Origin of the sequence: Nonomuraea sp. NPDC049655 (assembly GCF_044465465.1) — a bacterium.
In the GTDB taxonomy this organism is placed as follows: Bacteria; Actinomycetota; Actinomycetes; order Streptosporangiales; family Streptosporangiaceae; genus Nonomuraea.
This window is the reverse complement of the sequence record NZ_JBITLS010000004.1, coordinates 331,260-347,947: the sequence shown is the minus strand read 5'-3', so window position 1 is coordinate 347,947 and position 16,688 is coordinate 331,260. Positions and strand designations below refer to the sequence as shown.

Sequence of the window (16,688 nt, the reverse complement as noted above, 5' to 3'; positions counted from 1 at the left end):
CCGGGCTCTACTGGCTCACCTGGGCCCTGAAGCGCTCGTGGGCGGCCTGCTTGGAGATCCCCATGGCCTCCCCGATCTCCGCCCAGGAGGCGCCGTTGTCCCGCGCCCCGGCGACGGCCTGGTCGAGCACCGTCCGCTGCCAGCTCTCCACCTGGGACAGCAGGGTGAGCGCGGCCAGCGGCCGGTCGGCCGCGAGCTTGACGACCTGCTCGCACAGCAGGTTCGACTTGATCACCAGCCAGCTGGGCGGGGCGGCGGCGAGCAGCGGCGGCGTGTGCCTGCTCCACCACCGGTACTCCGCCTCCTTGGCCCCCTCCGGCGTCGCCGGATACCGCCGCCGGTCGGTCCATCCGCACGAACAGGCGGCCTGATACCCGACGAACGTCCTGGTGAAGGCGCTGGACGACGAGGCCAGCTCCCCGTCGGGCAGGACGGGCGCGACGAAACCCTCGTGCCCGGGAAGCTCGGCAGTGCTCAAAGTCATAGCCGTCAAGATATCCTGACGATTTCAGTTCTCGCCACCCCTACCGGGTCTCCGGCCGCCGGGGTTCAGGTTCTCGATCACCTGGGAGGGGCGTGACCAGCCGCCTGACGCGGCCGGCTCAGCGCCCCGGTCGCCTGGCGACCAGCACCTCGGTGGTCAGCCGCTGCTCCCACCGGCCCGTGGGATTGCCGGCGAGGAGCGCCCGTCGCAGTGTTTCGACGAAGGCGGGCAGACGGTCGCCGAGCCTGGCGGGAGAGCTGTAGGAGTAGGAGAGCTGGAGCCCGACCAGTCCGTCCACGTCCCATGTCAGCCGCCGACTGAACACCCGGGACTCCAGGCTGCCGAAGGGCGAGGCGGCGAGCACGCCGCTGTGGTGCTCGCCGGTGGCGTGGAACGAACCGGCGGCGGTGTGGATGTCGAGGCCGAACTCCTCGCACACCCGTCTCTCGATCGGCTGCCACGGTTGCGCGTCCGGCTGCCACGGCTCACCCTGCCGCCTCGCGGGGCCGACCAGTGCCACCGCGCCGCCGGGCGGCAGCAGCCCGTCCAGCTCCACCAGCACGGACCGGCGGTCCATCCAGTGGAACGACCGCCCCATCACCACGTGATCGAACGGCGGCAACGCCCCCAGACCGGTCGAGTCGCCACGCAGCCAGACGATGTTCGCGACGCTCTTGGCCAGCCGCCTGCCCTCCGCCAGCATCTCCCGCGCCGGATCGACGGCGAGCACGGCCCCGACCCGCCGCGCCAGGGGGATCGCGATCGTCCCGGGGCCGCAGCCGAGATCCAGCACCCGGCTGCCCGCGCCGAACGTCTTCGCCAGGTGCTCAGTCGTCGCCTGCCCGTGGCCTGGACGGTACCTGGCGTAGTACGGCGCGGCACTGCCGAACACATCCTCCATGAACCGGACCATAGAAGACCGGCCGGTCGAGGCATCAGAAGGACGACACAACGCCAGAAGGGCCATGCCGTTGACCTGGCATGACCCTTCTGAACTGGCGGAGGATAGGGGATTTGAACCCCTGATAGGTTGCCCTATACACGCTTTCCAAGCGTGCGCCCTCGGCCACTAGGCGAATCCTCCGCCGACGAGCTTACCGGACTTCCGGCACTGCGGTGACCGCGATTTTTTCCAGGACATGCTCAACCCGAACCGTGGAGCGAGCACTGCTGAGGCCGGTTAGACTGTCCAGGGACCCCTCGCGCGGCGTCATCCTGTGAACCTCCCCAGGGCCGGAAGGCAGCAAGGATAAGCGGGCTCTGGCGGGTGTGCGGGGGGTCTCTTCGTTGAGAGCCCCCTCGCAGGCGGGATGGTCGCATGAGCCTTGCGCTTTACCGCAAGTACCGACCCGGGACCTTCGCCGAGGTCAAGGGTCAGGAACACGTCACAGATCCACTGCGACAGGCGTTGCGTACGGGCCGCATCAACCACGCGTACCTGTTCAGCGGCCCCCGCGGATGTGGCAAGACCTCCAGCGCGCGCATTCTCGCCCGCTCTCTCAACTGCGAGCAGGGCCCGACGCCCGACCCCTGCGGCACCTGCGAGTCGTGTGTGGCGCTCGCCCCGACCGGCCCCGGCCACCTCGACGTCATCGAGATCGACGCGGCCTCCCACGGCGGTGTCGACGACGCGCGTGACCTGCGCGAACGCGCCTTCTTCGCGCCCGTGTCGGCGCGCTACAAGATCTACATCATCGACGAGGCGCACATGGTGACCCGCGAGGGTTTCAACGCGCTGCTCAAGCTCGTCGAGGAGCCTCCGCCGCACCTGAAGTTCATCTTCGCGACCACCGAGCCGGAAAAGGTCATCGGCACCATCAAGTCGCGTACGCACCACTACCCGTTCAGGCTGATGCCGCCGGCGACGCTCAAGGCGCTGATGGAGGAGATCCTCACCTCCGAGAGCGTGCCCTTCGAGCCGCCCGCCCTGCCGCTGGTCGTCCGCGCGGGCGCCGGCTCGGCCCGTGACTCGCTCTCCATCCTCGACCAGCTCCTCGCCGGGGCCGAGGACGACGGCATCACCTACGCCAAGGCCGTCTCCCTGCTCGGCTACACCGACGGCGACCTGCTCGACGAGGTCGTCAACGCGTTCGCAGCGCGCGACGGCGGCCAGGTGTTCCAGGCGGTCAACCGGGTGATCGAGGGCGGCCACGACCCGCGCCGCTTCGCCTCCGACCTGCTGGAGCGCTTCCGCGACCTGGTGATCCTGGCCAACGTGCCCGAGGCGGCGTCCAGCGGGCTGCTCGACCGTCCCGCCGACGAGCTGGAGCGGCTGGTGGGGCAGGCGTCCTCGATGGGGCCGGCCGAGCTCACCCGTGCGGCCGAGATCTTCAACGCGGGGCTCACCGAGATGCGCGGCGCCACCTCGCCGCGGCTGCTGCTCGAACTGATGTGCGCGCGCGTGCTGCTGCCGGGCGCCTCGCAGGGCGAGGCGTCCCTGCTCGCCCGGCTCGAACGTCTGGAGCGCGGCGGCACGGTCGCCCAGATGGCCTCCAGGGCGGGCGCGGTGACGATCCCGCGTCCGGCCGCCCCGGGCGGCGGCCACGACGTGCACGTTCCCGTCGCGCCCCCGGCTGTCTCCGTCGGTACGGCGGCGCCGGTCGGCGGCGACGCGGCGGTTCCGGAGCCTGCGACGCCCGTGGGGAGCAACGGCTCCGCCGGTGGTCAGGGGCCGGTGGGCGGCGGGGCCGACGACTGGCCCGAGCCCGTACGTCCCGGTTCGGCGGCGGCACCGGCCTCCGACGCGCCCGCACCCGTCGCTCAGGCGCCTGTCGCTCAGGCGCCCGCGGCGGCGGGCCCGGTCGCGGGCGGGGCGGGCGGCATGCAGCAGCAGTGGCCCGCCGTGCTGGCCGCGCTCAAGCAGCGCAGCATCGTGGTCTGGGCCAACGTCAGTACGAACGCCCAGGTCGTGGGCGTCGAAGGCAACCTGGTCACGCTCGGGTTCAGCCAGGTCGGCGCGATGAAGAACTTCACCGGCGGCGGCAAGGACGCCGTCGTGGCGACCGCGCTCGGCGACGTGCTCGGCGGCACCTGGCGGGTCGAGGCGGTGGTCGGCGGCTCTCCGGCGCCCCAGGCCACCCGCGGCCCCGCACGCCAGCAGCCGCCGTCGGGCGGCCACGGCGCCCCGGCTCCCCAGGCGGCCCCGGCCGCGAGCCAGGCGACGACCAGCCCGCAGGGCGGGACGGGCGTCCAGGCGACCTCCCAGGGGCGGTCCGGCTCGCACGGCGGCTCCCAGGACGACCAGGGCTCCCAGGACCCGGGCCAACCTCCGGCCGCCGCGTCAGCGCGCCCGACCACCGAGTCCGCGCGGCCGACCACCGACGAGTCGTGGCCCGACGCGCCCGACGACCTCAGCCCCGGTTCCCCGCCGAGCCCCGACCCCACCCAGACCGTGACCGCCCGACAGCCCGCCGCCGCGCCGGTCGGAGCGGGGCTGGCCGCCGCGCGGTCGGCCGCCAAGGCGGCCGCTCAGGCGGGTCCGCGCACCCCGGCGTCACGCGCGGGTGGCACGGCGGCGTGGCCGAGCGCGATCCCGGGCCGTGACAAGGCCGCCGACGCCGACGACGTCGATCCGCTGAACGACGCGGACGCCGACGTCGACGCCGTCTCCGGCATGGCCCTGCTGCAACGCGAGCTCGGCGCCCAGGTCATCGGCGAGATCGACCACACCTGACCGAAGTCCCCCTCCACCCGCCCGGGACGAGGCCGAGCTGCGGTCAGGGGAAGAGGCGGGCGCGGGCGGCGGCCGAGCGGGGGTCCGTCGGCGGAAGGGCCGACAGGCGTTCCAGGATCTGGTAGTCGTCGCGGCCGTTGGGCGTCTGGGCGTAGGTCCACAGGTCGTCGGGCGAGCCGTGGCGCAGGAGGCACGCGCGTACCTGGGCTTCGAGCTCCTCGCGTTCGCGCCGGATGTCCGGCGACTCCGAGCGCGGCAGGAGCGGCCCGGGGTAGGCGCGGGCCAGCGCGGCGGTGTCGCCCGAGTCGAGCAGCCGGCGAACGCCGAGGAAGTCCGCCTCGACCGGGCAGACCAGCCGGTACGGCTTCGCCGCCAGCACCTCCCCGAGCTGACCGCGCAGCCGGTGGATCTCGGCCCGGATGGTCACCGGGTTGCCGTCGTCGCCGTAGAGGTGGAACGAGAGCTGGTCGGCCGACAGGCCCTGCGGGTGCAGGGCGAGCAGAGCGAGGATCTCGGCGTGGCGCAGTGAGAGCGGACGCGGGCGCTCGCCCAGGTCGGCCGTCGGGGTGCCCTCGCCCAGGCAGGTCAGGCGCAGGGTGGGCGGCGTCGCGGACGGCGTGTCGCGCAGCAGGTAGCCGTCGCAGAAGGGTTCGAGGAAGGCGACGCTGCCGTCACGCAGGATCATGCGCTGGCCGGACAGGGGGAGGCGGGCGCCGAGGCGGCCCATGGGATCGCCCGAGATGACCCGGCCCGTGGGCGACAGCAGGATGCCGCCCCGGTTGCGCAGCGACTCGTAGCGGCGGCGCAGGCGTTCGTCGCGCTCGTGCATCCGTACGGCGAGCTGCGACTCGGCGAGCCTGGCCGTCGCGCCGACCAGGGCGACGGTCGCCGGATGCAGGGACCGCGCGATGCCGCTGACGTCGACGCAGCCGATGACGTCGCCCGACTCCGGATCGCTGATCGGCGCCGCGCTGCACGACCAGACGTGCAGCACCCGCATCAGGTGTTCCTCGGAGTAGACGTGCACCGGCCGGCCGGTGGCGAGCGCGGTGCCGATGCCGTTGGTGCCGGCCATGCACTCGCCCCAGTGATGGCCGTCGGCCAGACCCACCTGGTCCGCGTCGCGCAGGATGCCGCCTTTGCCGTCACGCCAGAGCACTCGCCCGTCACGGTCTGTGACGATCATGACGTGCTCGGCCTCGTCGGCCAGGCCGGAGAGCGTCTGGGCGAGCAGGGGCAGCAGCGGTCGCAGCGGATGAGCCTCGCGGATCTCGACGACGTCGGAGGACTCGCAGACCAAAGGGGCACTCCGGCCATCCGGGTCGATCCCCGCCGCGAGCGATCGCCGCCACGAGGCTGTGATCAGGGTGCGGGGCGAATCGGGCGAGCTCTGCCCGGTAGCCGCCGCTTCGTGTGCTCCGCGTAGAAGGCGGGAGTACGCATCGAGATGGCCGTAACTCATCGGTCACTCCAAGTAGTCAACAACGAGCATCCGTCCTGGCGGCGATATGCGCAAGCCGTTCAGGGGGATTGCGTAGGGTGATTGAATGAACGCAACGTGTGTGCAACGTTGGGCGCACTACCGTTCCGAAACACGCGTCGGCGTGGTGCGGCCGCTCCGTCCGACGTGATGGCCGGGTCTCGGACACTGGAGGGGGGCCGAGATCCGGCCATGACAAAGGTCCGTGACGAATGCCTGGAGGGAAACATGGGGAGCCCTCCCAGTACATGACGCCGCCCAAACACCGTAGGCTCGTGGCAGTCAAGAACCGGAGCCACGAGGAGCGCACGACGGTGAACCCAGGGGATGTCAACCTGCAGCAGCTGCTGGAGCAGGCTCAGCTCATGCAGCAGCAGCTTGTGAGCGCCCAGCAGGAGCTCAACGACGCGCAGATCGAGGGCTCGTCGGGCGGCGGCATGGTCACTGCCGTCGTCAACGGCTCAGGTGAGCTGCTCGAACTCAAGATCGACCCGAGCGTGATCGACGCGGCCGACCCGCAGGACACCGCCGACACGATCGCCGACCTGGTGATCGCGGCCGTCCGCGACGCGGTGCGTGCCGCCGCCGACCTGCAGCAGGAGAAGCTCGGCCCGCTCGCCCAAGGTCTGGGCGGCGGCGGACTCGGACAGCTGCCAGGGTTCTAGGCATGTACGAAGGGGTCGTCCAGAACCTGATCGACGAGCTCGGCATGCTGCCCGGGGTCGGTCCCAAGAGCGCGCAGCGCATCGCGTTCCACCTGCTGGCGGCCGACCCGGCCGACGTCAAGCGGCTGGCGCACGCGCTGCTCGAAGTCAAGGACAAGGTGCGCTTCTGCCGGGTGTGCGGCAACGTGGCCTCCGAGGAGGAGTGCCGCATCTGCCGTGACCCGCGGCGCGACACGCACGTCATCTGCGTGGTCGAGGAGTCGAAGGACGTCGTGGCGATCGAGAAGACGCGCGAGTACCGCGGCACGTACCACGTGCTCGGCGGCGCGATCAGCCCGATCGACGGCATCGGCCCCGACGACCTGCGCATCCGCGAGCTCATGACGCGCCTGGCCGACGGGCGGGTCACCGAGCTCATCCTCGCCACCGACCCCAACCTCGAAGGCGAGGCGACCGCTACCTACCTCGCCCGTCTGGTCAAGCCGATGGGCATCAAAGTGACACGACTCGCCAGCGGCCTGCCGGTGGGCGGTGACCTCGAGTACGCCGACGAGGTGACCCTGGGCCGTGCGTTCGAAGGACGGAGGCTCCTGGATGTCTGATATGTGGGATGTGCTGGCCGAAGAGATCGCCGCGCACGCGCAGAACTACGTCGACGGCCTGACCAGGGTCGCCGGCGGCGAGGGCGGCGACGCGATCTGGTCGCTGCTCCTGGTGGAGGTCGCGCAGGTGAGCCTGGCCGGCGCCAAGCTCGGCGCCAACCGCGACGTGATCCTGTCGGGCAACTACGAGCCGCCGATGAGCGAGGACCCCGACATCGACGGCGTGCGCACGGCGCTGGCCGAGCGGCTGGAGGCGGTCGACGACTACGCCGAGGTGTTCGACCCGTACAAGGACACGTCGGTCACGCCGTACCGGCTGTCGGACGACCTGACCGCGGTGGCCGCCGACCTCATCCACGGGCTGCGTCACTTCCACGCGGGCCGTCCGCACGAGGCGCTGTGGTGGTGGCAGTACTCCTACTTCAACACCTGGGGCAACCACGCGGGCGCGGCGATGCGCGCGCTGCAGGCCCTCGCCGCGCACTCGCGGCTCGACGTGGCGGAGGAAGCCACCACCGTGTGATGATCATCCACATAGTGGTATGAACCATCAGGCCCATGAGAGGCCCCCAGTAGACTGGCAGTTCACAGTCCAGACCGGGAGACTCTCGTGGCGCTCGTTGTGCAAAAGTACGGTGGTTCGTCCGTCGCCGACGCGTCCTGCATCAAGCGGGTCGCGCAGCGGATCGTCGCGACGAAAAAAACCGGCAACGACGTGGTCGTGATCGTCTCCGCGATGGGCGACACGACGGATGAGCTGCTCGACCTGGCCGAGCAGGTGTCGCCGCTGCCTCCGGGCCGCGAGCTCGACATGTTGCTGACCTCCGGAGAGCGCATCTCGATGGCTCTGCTGGCCATGGCGATCGCCAACCTCGGTCACGAGGCGCGCTCGTTCACCGGCTCGCAGGCCGGCGTGATCACCGACTCCACCCACGGCAAGGCGCGCATCATCGACGTGACGCCGGGCCGCATCCGTGAGGCGCTCGACCAGGGGCACATCGCGATCGTGGCCGGGTTCCAGGGCGTCTCGCAGGACACCAAGGACATCACCACGCTGGGCCGCGGCGGCTCCGACACCACCGCGGTCGCGCTCGCGGCGGCCCTGGAGGCCGACGTCTGCGAGATCTACACCGACGTCGACGGCATCTTCACGGCCGACCCCCGCATCGTGCCCGTCGCCCGCAAGATCCCCAAGATCTCGTACGACGAGATGATGGAGATGGCGGCCTGCGGCGCGAAGATCCTGCATCTGCGCTGCGTCGAGTACGCTCGGCGGTTCGACCTGCCGATCCACGTACGCAGCTCGTTCAGCACCACGGAAGGCACGTGGGTCGTCTCCGACCCTTACACCGAAGGAACCGAGATGGAGCAGCCGATCATCTCCGGCGTCGCGCACGACCGGAGCGAGGCCAAGATCACTGTTGTCGGGGTCCCCGACAAGGTCGGCGAGGCTGCCTCGATCTTCAAAACGCTGGCCGACGCCGAGATCAACATCGACATGATCGTCCAGAACGTCTCGGCCGCGGCCACGGGCCGCACGGACATCTCCTTCACGCTGCCCACGGCCGACAGCCAGGTGGCGCTGACCGCGCTGAAGAAGATCCAGGGCCGCATCGGCTACGAGTCGCTGCTCTTCGACGACCAGATCGGGAAGGTGTCGCTGATCGGCGCGGGCATGCGCTCGCACCCCGGCGTCACGGCGACGTTCTTCGCGGCCCTCGCCGACGCGGGGGTCAACATCGAGATGATCTCCACCTCGGAGATCCGCATCTCGGTGATCGTCGAGCAGGACGGTGTCGACGCGGCCGTGGCGGCCGCCCACCGTGCCTTCGATCTCGACGCCGACCAGGTCGAAGCTGTGGTTTACGGAGGTAGCGGACGATGAGCAGGCCCAATCTCGCCCTGATCGGCGCCACCGGCGCCGTGGGCACCGTCATGCGGGACATCGTGTCCAGCCGGCAGGACATCTGGGGCGAGATCCGTCTCGTCGCCTCCCCGCGCTCGGCGGGCAAGGTGCTGAGCGTGCGCGGCGAGGACGTCGTGGTCCAGGCGCTCGCGCCCGAGGTCTTCGACGGCATCGACATCGCCATCTTCGACGTGCCCGACGAGGTGTCGGCCGTGTGGGTGCCGATCGCGGCCGAGCGCGGCGCGATCGCGATCGACAAGTCCGGCACGTTCCGCATGGAGCCCGACGTGCCGCTGGTGGTGCCCGAGGTCAACCCGCTCGACGCGCGGCAGCGGCCCAGGAACATCATCTCGACCCCCAACTGCACCACGCTGTCGATGATGGCGGCCATGGGCGCGCTGCACGCCGAGTACGTGCTCAAGGAGCTCGTCGTCGCCTCCTACCAGGCGGTGTCGGGCGCGGGCGTGGCCGGCTCGGCCCGGCTCTACGACGAGGTCGAGGCCCTGGCCGGCGACCGTTCGCTCGGGCAGACGGCCGGCGACGTGCGTAAGGCGCTGGCCGGCAAGCTGCCCGACGAGTCGCCGTTCCCGGCGCCGATCGCGTTCAACGTGGTGCCGTGGGCGGGCTCGTACAAGGACGGCGGCTGGGCGTCCGAGGAGCTCAAGCTGCGCAACGAGTCGCGCAAGATCCTCGGCATCCCCGACCTGAAGGTCTCGGCGACCTGCGTCCGCGTGCCGGTGATCACCACCCACTCGCTGGCCGTGCACGCCCGCTTCGAGCGTGAGATCACGGTCGAGGACGCCCACCGCGTGCTCTCGGCGGCGCCGACGGTGGTGCTGATGGACGACCCGGCCAACGGCGTCTTCCCGACGCCGCTCGAGGTGGTCGGCAACGACCCGACCTACGTGGGCCGCGTCCGCCAGGCGATCGACTTCCCGAACACGCTCGACCTGTTCGTCTGCGGCGACAACCTGCGCAAGGGCGCCGCGCTCAACGCGGCTGAGATCGCCGAGCTGGTGGCCTCCGAGCTGTAGCCCGGCCCGACTCCGTGGGGACGCCGTGCGGGTGTGCGGCGTCCTTCGCGTTTTCCCGGAGAGTTCTGTCGTCCCGGAAGAGTCGCGTTTCCCGGCGATTCGTGCTTCCGAGGGAGTCGTGTTCTCCCGCGGGCGGGGCCTGTCACCGGAAGAGGATGTCCCAGTGGCTGCTCTCGTTGGCGAAGACGGTTCCGGTGGCGGAGCGGTAGAGCGCGGCGCCGTCGCCGCGGACCCCCGTCTTGCGGTGGTGCCTGGTGATGTAGCGGTCGATGCACGCGTTGTGCGTGATGTCGAGCTTGTAGCCGTTTCCGTGGCTGTACTGGCCGGGCGCGTGACCCGCCTCGGTGCCGCCGGTCACCATGACCGGGCAGCCGCTGTCATGCTTGAGGTCGATGATCCGGGCGATCGTGCCGGCCCTTACGGAGTCGAGCGAGGTGCAGTGGTGCATGTGGCGGCTCGTACAGTGGCCCGACGACTTCGTGCGCAGGCCCGAGCTCTTGAGCCAGCGGGCGGCCAGGGCGTGGGTCATGTGCATGGCGGCCTGCCTGGGCAGCACACGCGCCAGATCAAGCTGAGATCGCTTCTGCGACCTCTGCGGCCGACTCTGAGGCGCCACCGCCTCCTCGACGCTCGCGGGCCTCGTGACGGCTTCTGAGCGCTCGGCGTGGTCCTGCAGGTCCGACTGCGCGGCGAACGCGTCCTCGGCCTCGGCCCAGGCGTCCTCCGTCTCCTCGGAGTCCTCCTTCGACAGCTGTGACTTGGCGGACGCGGGGTCCGCCTGGTGCTGCTCGACCTGGTATGTCTCCGCCAGGGCCGCCTCGACGGCGGCCTGCCGGATGTTCGTCCACGGTCCGTCGATCCCCTCCGGGAACCACAGGGACAGGTCGAGCATCCCCCCGGTCTCGTCAGGACGGTTGAACGGTGTTGGCGCCTGAACCCGCTCTCCACCTGATGGGTGGGAGGCGGCGGAAGCGGCCGACGCCAGCGCGATTATGGTGATCTGAATGCCGAGGAGCGCCACCACGAAGGTGCGCGCTGTTCCACGTATCCACATGTCGATGCCTTTTCGCGGAAAAGAGCCCTTCCGCCTGAAACGACAATCCCACCATTCCCAGGAGATAACTCATGTCTCATAGTCATCTTTGCCCTGTGGCGGCGATCACCGTGCCACTCCATGACCCACCGCGCTTTCAAGACGTAAAGTGACGAACGTGTCCGAAGCCCGAAACAGAGGATCGGAGAGCACCCGAGAGGTCATCGTCGAGACGGCCTTGCGACTGTTCCGTGAGCGTGGCTTCGACGCGACGACCATGCGCGCCATCGCCGCCGAGGCAGGGGTGTCAGTGGGCAACGCCTACTACTACTTCGAGAGCAAGGAGGCGCTGATCCAGGCCTACTACGACCGTGCGCAGGCCGAGCACGAGCAGGCCTGCCGGGAGTTCCTGGCCACGGAGAGGTCGTTCGCCGCGCGGCTGAGCGGGGTGCTGTGCGAGTGGGTGCGCGTGTCGGAGCCGTACCACGAGTTCGCGGTGAAGTTCTTCAAGCACGCGGCCGAGCCGACGAACCCGCTGAGCCCGTTCAGCGCGCAGTCGTCGCCGGCGCGGGAGGCGTCCATCGGGATCTACCGCGAGGTGGTCGAGGGGTCGAAGGACCGGATGAACGCCGAGCTGCGGGCGGAGCTGCCCGAGCTGCTGTGGTTGTTGTCGATGGGCATGGTGCTGTTCTGGGTGCACGACACCTCGCCGGGGTGCGTGCGGACGTACCGGCTGATCGAGGTCACGGTGCCGCTGGTGGACCGCCTGGTCGGGCTGTCGCATCTGCCCGGGTTGCAGGGGATAACGAAGGACTTCATCGCCGCGGTGCACGAATTGCGCGCCTAGGGGGCTCCTTCTGGCGACATACCGCTTGGTATGGTCGGCTCACCGTCGCCGAACCGGAGGCCATGAATGACGCCGAACTGGGGCATGACCATCCCCTTCTACGACCGTTCCCTGGCCAGGTCGCAGGAGCTGATCGCGGAGCTGCCTGGCCTCGGCTACACCGACGCCTGGTCGGCCGAGGTCAACGGGAACGACGGGTTCGTCCCGTTGGCGATGGCCACGCAGTGGGCTCCGGGGATGAGGCTCGGGAGCGCGATCGTCCCGGTCTCCACGCGGGGGCCGGGGCTGCTGGCCATGTCCGCGGCCACCCTGGCCGACCTGGCCCCGGGCCGGTTCGTGCTCGGCATCGGCTCCTCCTCGCCGGCGATCGTCGAGCGGTGGAACGCCGTGGAGTTCGCCAAGCCGTACGCCCGCACCCGCGACACGCTGCGCTTCCTGCGGAGGGCGCTGGCGGGGGAGAAGGTCTCCGAGCGGTACGAGACGTTCGAGATCAAGGGCTTCAAGCTGGAACGGGCGCCGAAGACCGCTCCCAAGATCGTGCTGGCCGCCCTGCGGCCCCGGATGTTGCGCCTGGCCGCCGAGGAGGCCGACGGCGCGATCACCAACTGGCTCGCCCCCGAGGACGTGCCCAAGGTGCGCGCTGAGATCGGCCCGGACACCGAGCTGATCGCCCGCCTGTTCGTCTGCGTGAGCGAGGACGCCGACAAGGTGCGCGAGATGGCCAGGTGGATGCTGGCGAGCTACCTGACCGTGCCCGCCTACGCCGCCTTCCACGACTGGCTGGGCCGGGGCGAGGTGCTGCGTCCCATGCACGAGGCGTGGGCGGCGGGCGACCGCCAGGCCGCGCTCAAGGCCATCCCCGACGAGGTGGTCGACGCCCTCGTCGTGCACGGCGACGCCGCCACCTGCCGGGCCAGGATCCGCCAGTACGTCGACAACGGGCTCGACACGCCGGTGCTCGCGCCCATCCCCGGCGGCGAGGTGCCGATCGAGCAGGCCGTGCGCGACCTGGCCCCGGTCCGGGAGGGCTGATGGACGACGTGCTGCGGCTCGACGCCGTCGGCCAGGCCCAGGCGGTCAGGGACGGGCAGGTGTCGGCCCGCGAGCTGGCCGAGGCCGCCATCGCCGCCGTCGAGGCGCACGACGGCGAGCTCAACGCCGTCGTCCACCGGCGGTTCGAGCGGGCGCTGGCCGACATCGACGGCCTCCCGGCGGACGCGCCCTTCCGCGGCGTGCCGATCCTGCTGAAGGACCTGGGCTGGCGGCAGGCCGGCGAGCCGTACGCCGCGGGCTCGCGGGTGCGCGACGACCTGGACGCCGCCGAGGACGGCCATGGCGTGGTCCGCCTGCGCCGGGCCGGTTTCGTGCTGCTGGGCCGGACGAACACCCCCGAGTTCGGCAGCACGGTCACGACCGAGCCGGTGGCGTACGGCCCCACCCGCAACCCCTACGACCCGGCGTACTCGGCGGGCGGGTCGAGCGGCGGGTCGGCGGCGGCGGTGGCCGCGGGCATGGTCGCGCTGGCCACGGCGAGCGACGGCGGCGGCTCGATCCGCGTCCCGGCCTCGCTGTGCGGCCTGGTGGGGCTCAAGCCGACGCGCGGGCGGTTGAGCATGGGCCCGTCCATGGGCGAGGGCTGGAGCGGGTTCTCCTGCCCCGGCTTCGTGAGCAGGACCGTGCGCGACACGGCGGCCGCGCTCGACGCGGTCTCCGGCTACGAGCCGGGCGACCCCTACGACGCCCCCGCGCTGCCCGGCCCCCTGACCGCCGAACTGCACGCCGACCCGGGACGGCTGCGCATCGGCTTCCTGACCGCCCACCCGAGGCCGGACGTGCCCGCCGACCCCGACCTGGCCGAGGCCGTCACCCGGGCGGCGGCGCTGCTGGAGAGCCTCGGTCACGACGTGACCCCCGGCGGCCCGCCGGCGCTCGCCGAGCCGGAGTTCGCCCGGCACTTCGGCGCCATCGTCGCCAACAACCTCGCCGCGCACGTCGTGAGCCTGGGCGCGGCCCGCGGCAGGCCGGTGGAGCTGCACGAGCTCGAACCGCGCAACGCGGCCATGGTCACCGCCGCCCGCGCCAACAGCGCGGCCGACCACATACTGGCCACCCAGTGGGTGGACGGCTTCCGCCGCCGCATGGCGTCCTGGTGGGCCGGGGGCAACGACCTGCTGCTGATGCCGTCGTCGGGGGCGGCGCCGTTCCGGCTCGGCTGGATCCCGCCTGCCGATCTCAGCACCGCCTTCGGCAGGACCGCGCAGGTGGTGGCCTACACCTCGCCGATCAACGCGACCGGCCAGCCCGCCGTCTCGCTGCCGCTGCACAGGGACGCGGCGGGCATGCCGGTCGGCGTGCAGCTCGTGGCGGCGGCCGGACGGGAGGATCTGCTGATCCGGGTGGCCGCGCAGATCGAGCAGGTCAGGCCGTTCGAGCACGCCGCCATGCGCTGACGTCAGGAACCCCTCACCCGGCTGACGCGTTATGTCGTGAGAAGCCGGGGGTAGGAGGATCCTCATGATGGCGAAGGCAGCACGGGCAGCGGCGGCGTGGCGGACGTACCGCGAGGTGACCAAGCCTGGCACGCCGGGGATGTTGACCAGGGTGCGGGCGATCCCGCGCATGATCGGCGCGGTCACCCGCGGCCGCTACGACGGCATGGGCAAGGGCAAGCTCGCCCTGATGGCGCTCGGCGTGGTCTACATCCTGTCGCCGGTCGACGTCATCCCCGACTTCCTGGTGCTCATCGGGGTGGCCGACGACTTCGGCGTGTTCCTGTGGCTGATCGCCTCGCTGCTCGGCGAGAGCGGTCGCTACGTCGAGCACGAGCGCAGGATCATCCAGGGCAGGCTGGCGGAGGAGGGTTAGATCTCCTCCATCCGCAACCAGGCGCGCGAGGGCAGCGGGTGCCCGAACAGGCGGGCGGCGTTGCCGTAGGCGACCCTGGCGATGTCGGCGGGCGGCAGCGCGCCGAGGTTCGCGGCCACGGCCTTCTGGGTGTCCGGCCAGGTCGAGTCGGAGTGCGGGTAACCGCTCTCCTGGAGCACGTGGTCGAGGCCGACCGCGAGCCGCACGCCGGACAGCGCGTGGTCGTCGAGCGTGCCGAAGAAGAAGTTGCGGCGCAGCACCTCGCTGGGCTTGAGGCCGCCGTCCCAGGCGGCCTCGCCCGCGACCGGGTGGTCGAGCGCGTAGTCGGCGCGCTCGGCCAGCATCGGCAGCCAGCCGACGCCGCCCTCGACGATGAGGATGCGCAGCCCGGGGAAACGCAGCGGCAGGCCCGACCAGAGCCAGTCGGCGCAGGCGAACATGGCGCTGGTGGGCATCAGCGTGGTGATCGCCTCGATGGGCGTGTCGGGCGAGGGCACGGGCGACCAGGAGGAGTCGCCGGTGTGCAGGGCCACGACCGTGCCGGTCTCCTCGCAGGCGGCGAAGAACGGGTCCCAGTGGCCGGTGTGGATCGACGGCAGCCTGAGCCTGGTCGGGAACTCGGGGAAGACCACGGCCTTGAAACCGCGGGCGGCGTTGGCCCTGATCTCCTTGGCGGCGATGTCGGGATCGGGCAGCCAGGGCAGTTGCAGGCCGATGATCCGCTCGGGGTAGGTGCCGGCCCAGACGTCGATGTGCCAGTCGTTCCACGCCTTGACCAGGGCGAGGCCGAGCTCCTGGTCGCGGGTGCGGGCGAACGGCATGCCCGCCTGGCCGGCCAGCATGCCGGGGAAGCACAGCGCGGCCCAGATGCCGGCGACGTCCATGTCCTGGACGCGGGCCTCGATGTCGTGGCAGCCGGGACGCATCTGCTCGAACCTGACCGGATCCAGGGTCCACTGCTCGCGCGGCAGCCCGGCGCCCACGTCGATGCCCGCGCACGGGTACGTGGCCCCGCCGTAGCGCCAGACCTGGTGACCGGCGTCCGTCTCCACGACCTTGGGCGCGACGTCGGCGTATTTCTCCGGGAGCCTGTCCTCGAAGAGGTCAGGAGGCTCGATCAGGTGATCGTCGGCAGAGATGATCACATAGTCGCGCCGCCGGGGGTCAGGGTCGGGGAGCAGCGGCGTAGTCACGCAGGTAACCGTACGACGGCGGCATAACGTCGAACAAGCTGCGACGTATCCGTTGGGTATCCATGCATTCGTACCCGGGACCGCCTGGAGGGGGATGGGGGCGATCCCGGGCTTGTGGGGTCCTTGAGGATGCTGCCCCTTGCGGACCCCGGCGCCTTCTACCCGCGGGAGATCGAATCAGTCAGGAGATTTTCGCGAAGTTCGGCGATGGTGGCCCGGTCGACCTGGAGCACGCCGGTGACGTAGCCCTCGACGGAGCCGTGCCGGTCGATCAGGTCGTCCAGGAACAGGCGCATGGCCTGGGCGGGGGCCCGGCCGAACCCCGGCCACAGCAGGGCGTCCGGGTGCCTGGTGCGCTGGTCGGCGATGAAGCGCTCGGTCGCCAGGCCGGTCAGGGCGTAGTCGGCGACGATGTCGTCCTCGGCGACGCCGACGAGCGAGAGGATCAGCGCGGTGAGCAGGCCGGTGCGGTCCTTGCCCACCGCGCAGTGGATGACGACCGGCGCGTTGTCCGCGACGGCGACCGTCTCCACGGCGGCGCGCAGGTTCTCCACGCCGTCCTCGGTCACCTCCAGGTACCGGTCGGCGAGGTAGCGCTCGACGCCGATCTCCTCGCTGAACCGGGCGATGTCCCAGGGACGGCCCTCGATCGGCAGGTTGCGGTAGTGCAACCCCTCGGTCTCCGGCACCCGGCCGGCCCGCTCGACCTCGGCGGGATGCCTCAGGTCGATCACGGTGCGCACGCGCAGCGCGTGGAAGGCCCGCAGGTCGTCGCCGGCCAGCCAGCCCAGGGAGTCGGCCCGGTAGAGCCGCTGCCACCGGACGGTGCGCCCGTCTTCGGTGGCATATCCACCTACGTCACGAAAGTTGCGGAGATTGGTGAACTCAATGTGGCGGATCACCCTT

16 protein-coding genes, 1 tRNA gene and 1 other RNA gene are annotated in these 16,688 nt (G+C 71.0%); 11 read left to right on the top strand and 7 right to left on the bottom strand.

What is annotated here, in order from left to right; genetic code table 11:
- Nucleotides 1-7: 7 nt before the first annotated feature.
- The 3 genes from ACIBQ6_RS15560 to ACIBQ6_RS15550 all read right to left on the bottom strand — a co-directional run bounded on the left by ACIBQ6_RS15560 (nt 8) and on the right by ACIBQ6_RS15550 (nt 1,568).
- Nucleotides 8-484 (bottom strand): hypothetical protein, encoded by a 477-nt coding sequence (locus tag ACIBQ6_RS15560; RefSeq protein WP_397212519.1) that lies wholly within the window; start codon nt 482-484, stop codon nt 8-10.
- Nucleotides 485-602: 118 nt separating this feature from the next.
- A complete protein-coding gene (locus ACIBQ6_RS15555; protein ID WP_397212517.1) occupies nt 603-1,385 on the bottom strand; it encodes a class I SAM-dependent methyltransferase in 783 nt (260 codons plus the stop codon).
- A 95-nt stretch (nt 1,386-1,480) separates the two neighbouring features.
- A tRNA-Ser gene (locus tag ACIBQ6_RS15550) sits at nt 1,481-1,568 on the bottom strand.
- Between the two features lie 107 nt (nt 1,569-1,675).
- Here ACIBQ6_RS15550 and ffs point away from each other — a divergent pair.
- An RNA gene (ffs, locus tag ACIBQ6_RS15545) (signal recognition particle sRNA small type) lies at nt 1,676-1,771 on the top strand.
- A gap of 31 nt (nt 1,772-1,802) precedes the next feature.
- On the top strand, nt 1,803-4,157 hold the full coding sequence (locus ACIBQ6_RS15540) for a DNA polymerase III subunit gamma and tau (protein ID WP_397212515.1): 2,355 nt from the start codon (nt 1,803-1,805) through the stop codon (nt 4,155-4,157).
- A gap of 43 nt (nt 4,158-4,200) precedes the next feature.
- On the opposite strand, the gene ACIBQ6_RS15535 is transcribed toward ACIBQ6_RS15540, so the two are convergent.
- Nucleotides 4,201-5,457: a GAF domain-containing protein gene (locus ACIBQ6_RS15535; protein ID WP_358291299.1), complete on the bottom strand. Its 1,257-nt coding sequence runs from the start codon at nt 5,455-5,457 to the stop codon at nt 4,201-4,203.
- A 494-nt stretch (nt 5,458-5,951) separates the two neighbouring features.
- Here ACIBQ6_RS15535 and ACIBQ6_RS15530 point away from each other — a divergent pair, with 494 nt between their 5' ends.
- From ACIBQ6_RS15530 to ACIBQ6_RS15510, 5 genes are all read left to right on the top strand, one after another.
- A complete protein-coding gene (locus ACIBQ6_RS15530) occupies nt 5,952-6,302 on the top strand; it encodes a YbaB/EbfC family nucleoid-associated protein (protein ID WP_125640519.1) in 351 nt (116 codons plus the stop codon).
- 2 nt (nt 6,303-6,304) lie between these two features.
- A complete protein-coding gene (gene recR, locus ACIBQ6_RS15525) occupies nt 6,305-6,904 on the top strand; it encodes a recombination mediator RecR (protein WP_125640516.1) in 600 nt (199 codons plus the stop codon).
- Complete coding sequence (locus ACIBQ6_RS15520) at nt 6,897-7,427, top strand: DUF5063 domain-containing protein (RefSeq protein ID WP_352362187.1); 531 nt, start codon at nt 6,897-6,899, stop codon at nt 7,425-7,427. Before recR ends, ACIBQ6_RS15520 begins: the two co-directional genes overlap by 8 nt.
- Nucleotides 7,428-7,514: 87 nt before the next feature.
- Complete coding sequence (locus ACIBQ6_RS15515; RefSeq protein ID WP_352318411.1) at nt 7,515-8,789, top strand: aspartate kinase; 1,275 nt, start codon at nt 7,515-7,517, stop codon at nt 8,787-8,789.
- Nucleotides 8,786-9,844, top strand: a complete 1,059-nt coding sequence (locus tag ACIBQ6_RS15510) for an aspartate-semialdehyde dehydrogenase (RefSeq protein WP_387671721.1) — start codon at nt 8,786-8,788, stop codon at nt 9,842-9,844. Before ACIBQ6_RS15515 ends, ACIBQ6_RS15510 begins: the two co-directional genes overlap by 4 nt.
- Before the next feature lie 142 nt (nt 9,845-9,986).
- On the opposite strand, the gene ACIBQ6_RS15505 is transcribed toward ACIBQ6_RS15510, so the two are convergent.
- Entirely contained in the window at nt 9,987-10,736 is a 750-nt protein-coding gene (locus ACIBQ6_RS15505; RefSeq protein WP_358291302.1) for a hypothetical protein, read from the bottom strand.
- Between the two features lie 319 nt (nt 10,737-11,055).
- On the opposite strand from ACIBQ6_RS15505, the gene ACIBQ6_RS15500 reads away from it, so the two are divergent.
- The 4 genes from ACIBQ6_RS15500 (at nt 11,056) to ACIBQ6_RS15485 (ending at nt 14,589) form a co-directional block, all read left to right on the top strand.
- Nucleotides 11,056-11,724 carry a TetR/AcrR family transcriptional regulator gene (locus ACIBQ6_RS15500; RefSeq protein WP_397035889.1) on the top strand — a complete coding sequence of 223 codons (669 nt, stop codon included), beginning with the start codon at nt 11,056-11,058 and terminating at the stop codon, nt 11,722-11,724.
- Between the two features lie 66 nt (nt 11,725-11,790).
- Nucleotides 11,791-12,756, top strand: a complete 966-nt coding sequence (locus tag ACIBQ6_RS15495; protein WP_397212512.1) for an LLM class F420-dependent oxidoreductase — start codon at nt 11,791-11,793, stop codon at nt 12,754-12,756.
- Nucleotides 12,756-14,174, top strand: coding sequence for an amidase (locus ACIBQ6_RS15490; protein WP_397212510.1), 1,419 nt, complete (start codon nt 12,756-12,758; stop codon nt 14,172-14,174). Before ACIBQ6_RS15495 ends, ACIBQ6_RS15490 begins: the two co-directional genes overlap by 1 nt.
- Nucleotides 14,175-14,238: 64 nt before the next feature.
- Nucleotides 14,239-14,589: a YkvA family protein gene (locus ACIBQ6_RS15485; protein ID WP_397178722.1), complete on the top strand. Its 351-nt coding sequence runs from the start codon at nt 14,239-14,241 to the stop codon at nt 14,587-14,589.
- Here the strand turns inward: ACIBQ6_RS15485 and ACIBQ6_RS15480 are convergent.
- A complete protein-coding gene (locus ACIBQ6_RS15480; RefSeq protein ID WP_352362172.1) occupies nt 14,586-15,782 on the bottom strand; it encodes an amidohydrolase family protein in 1,197 nt (398 codons plus the stop codon). The genes ACIBQ6_RS15485 and ACIBQ6_RS15480 overlap by 4 nt on opposite strands.
- Before the next feature lie 158 nt (nt 15,783-15,940).
- The gene (locus tag ACIBQ6_RS15475) at nt 15,941-16,684 is read right to left on the bottom strand and encodes a tyrosine-protein phosphatase (protein WP_358291310.1); all 744 of its coding nucleotides are present in this window, start codon (nt 16,682-16,684) and stop codon (nt 15,941-15,943) included.
- Nucleotides 16,685-16,688 lie beyond the last annotated feature (4 nt).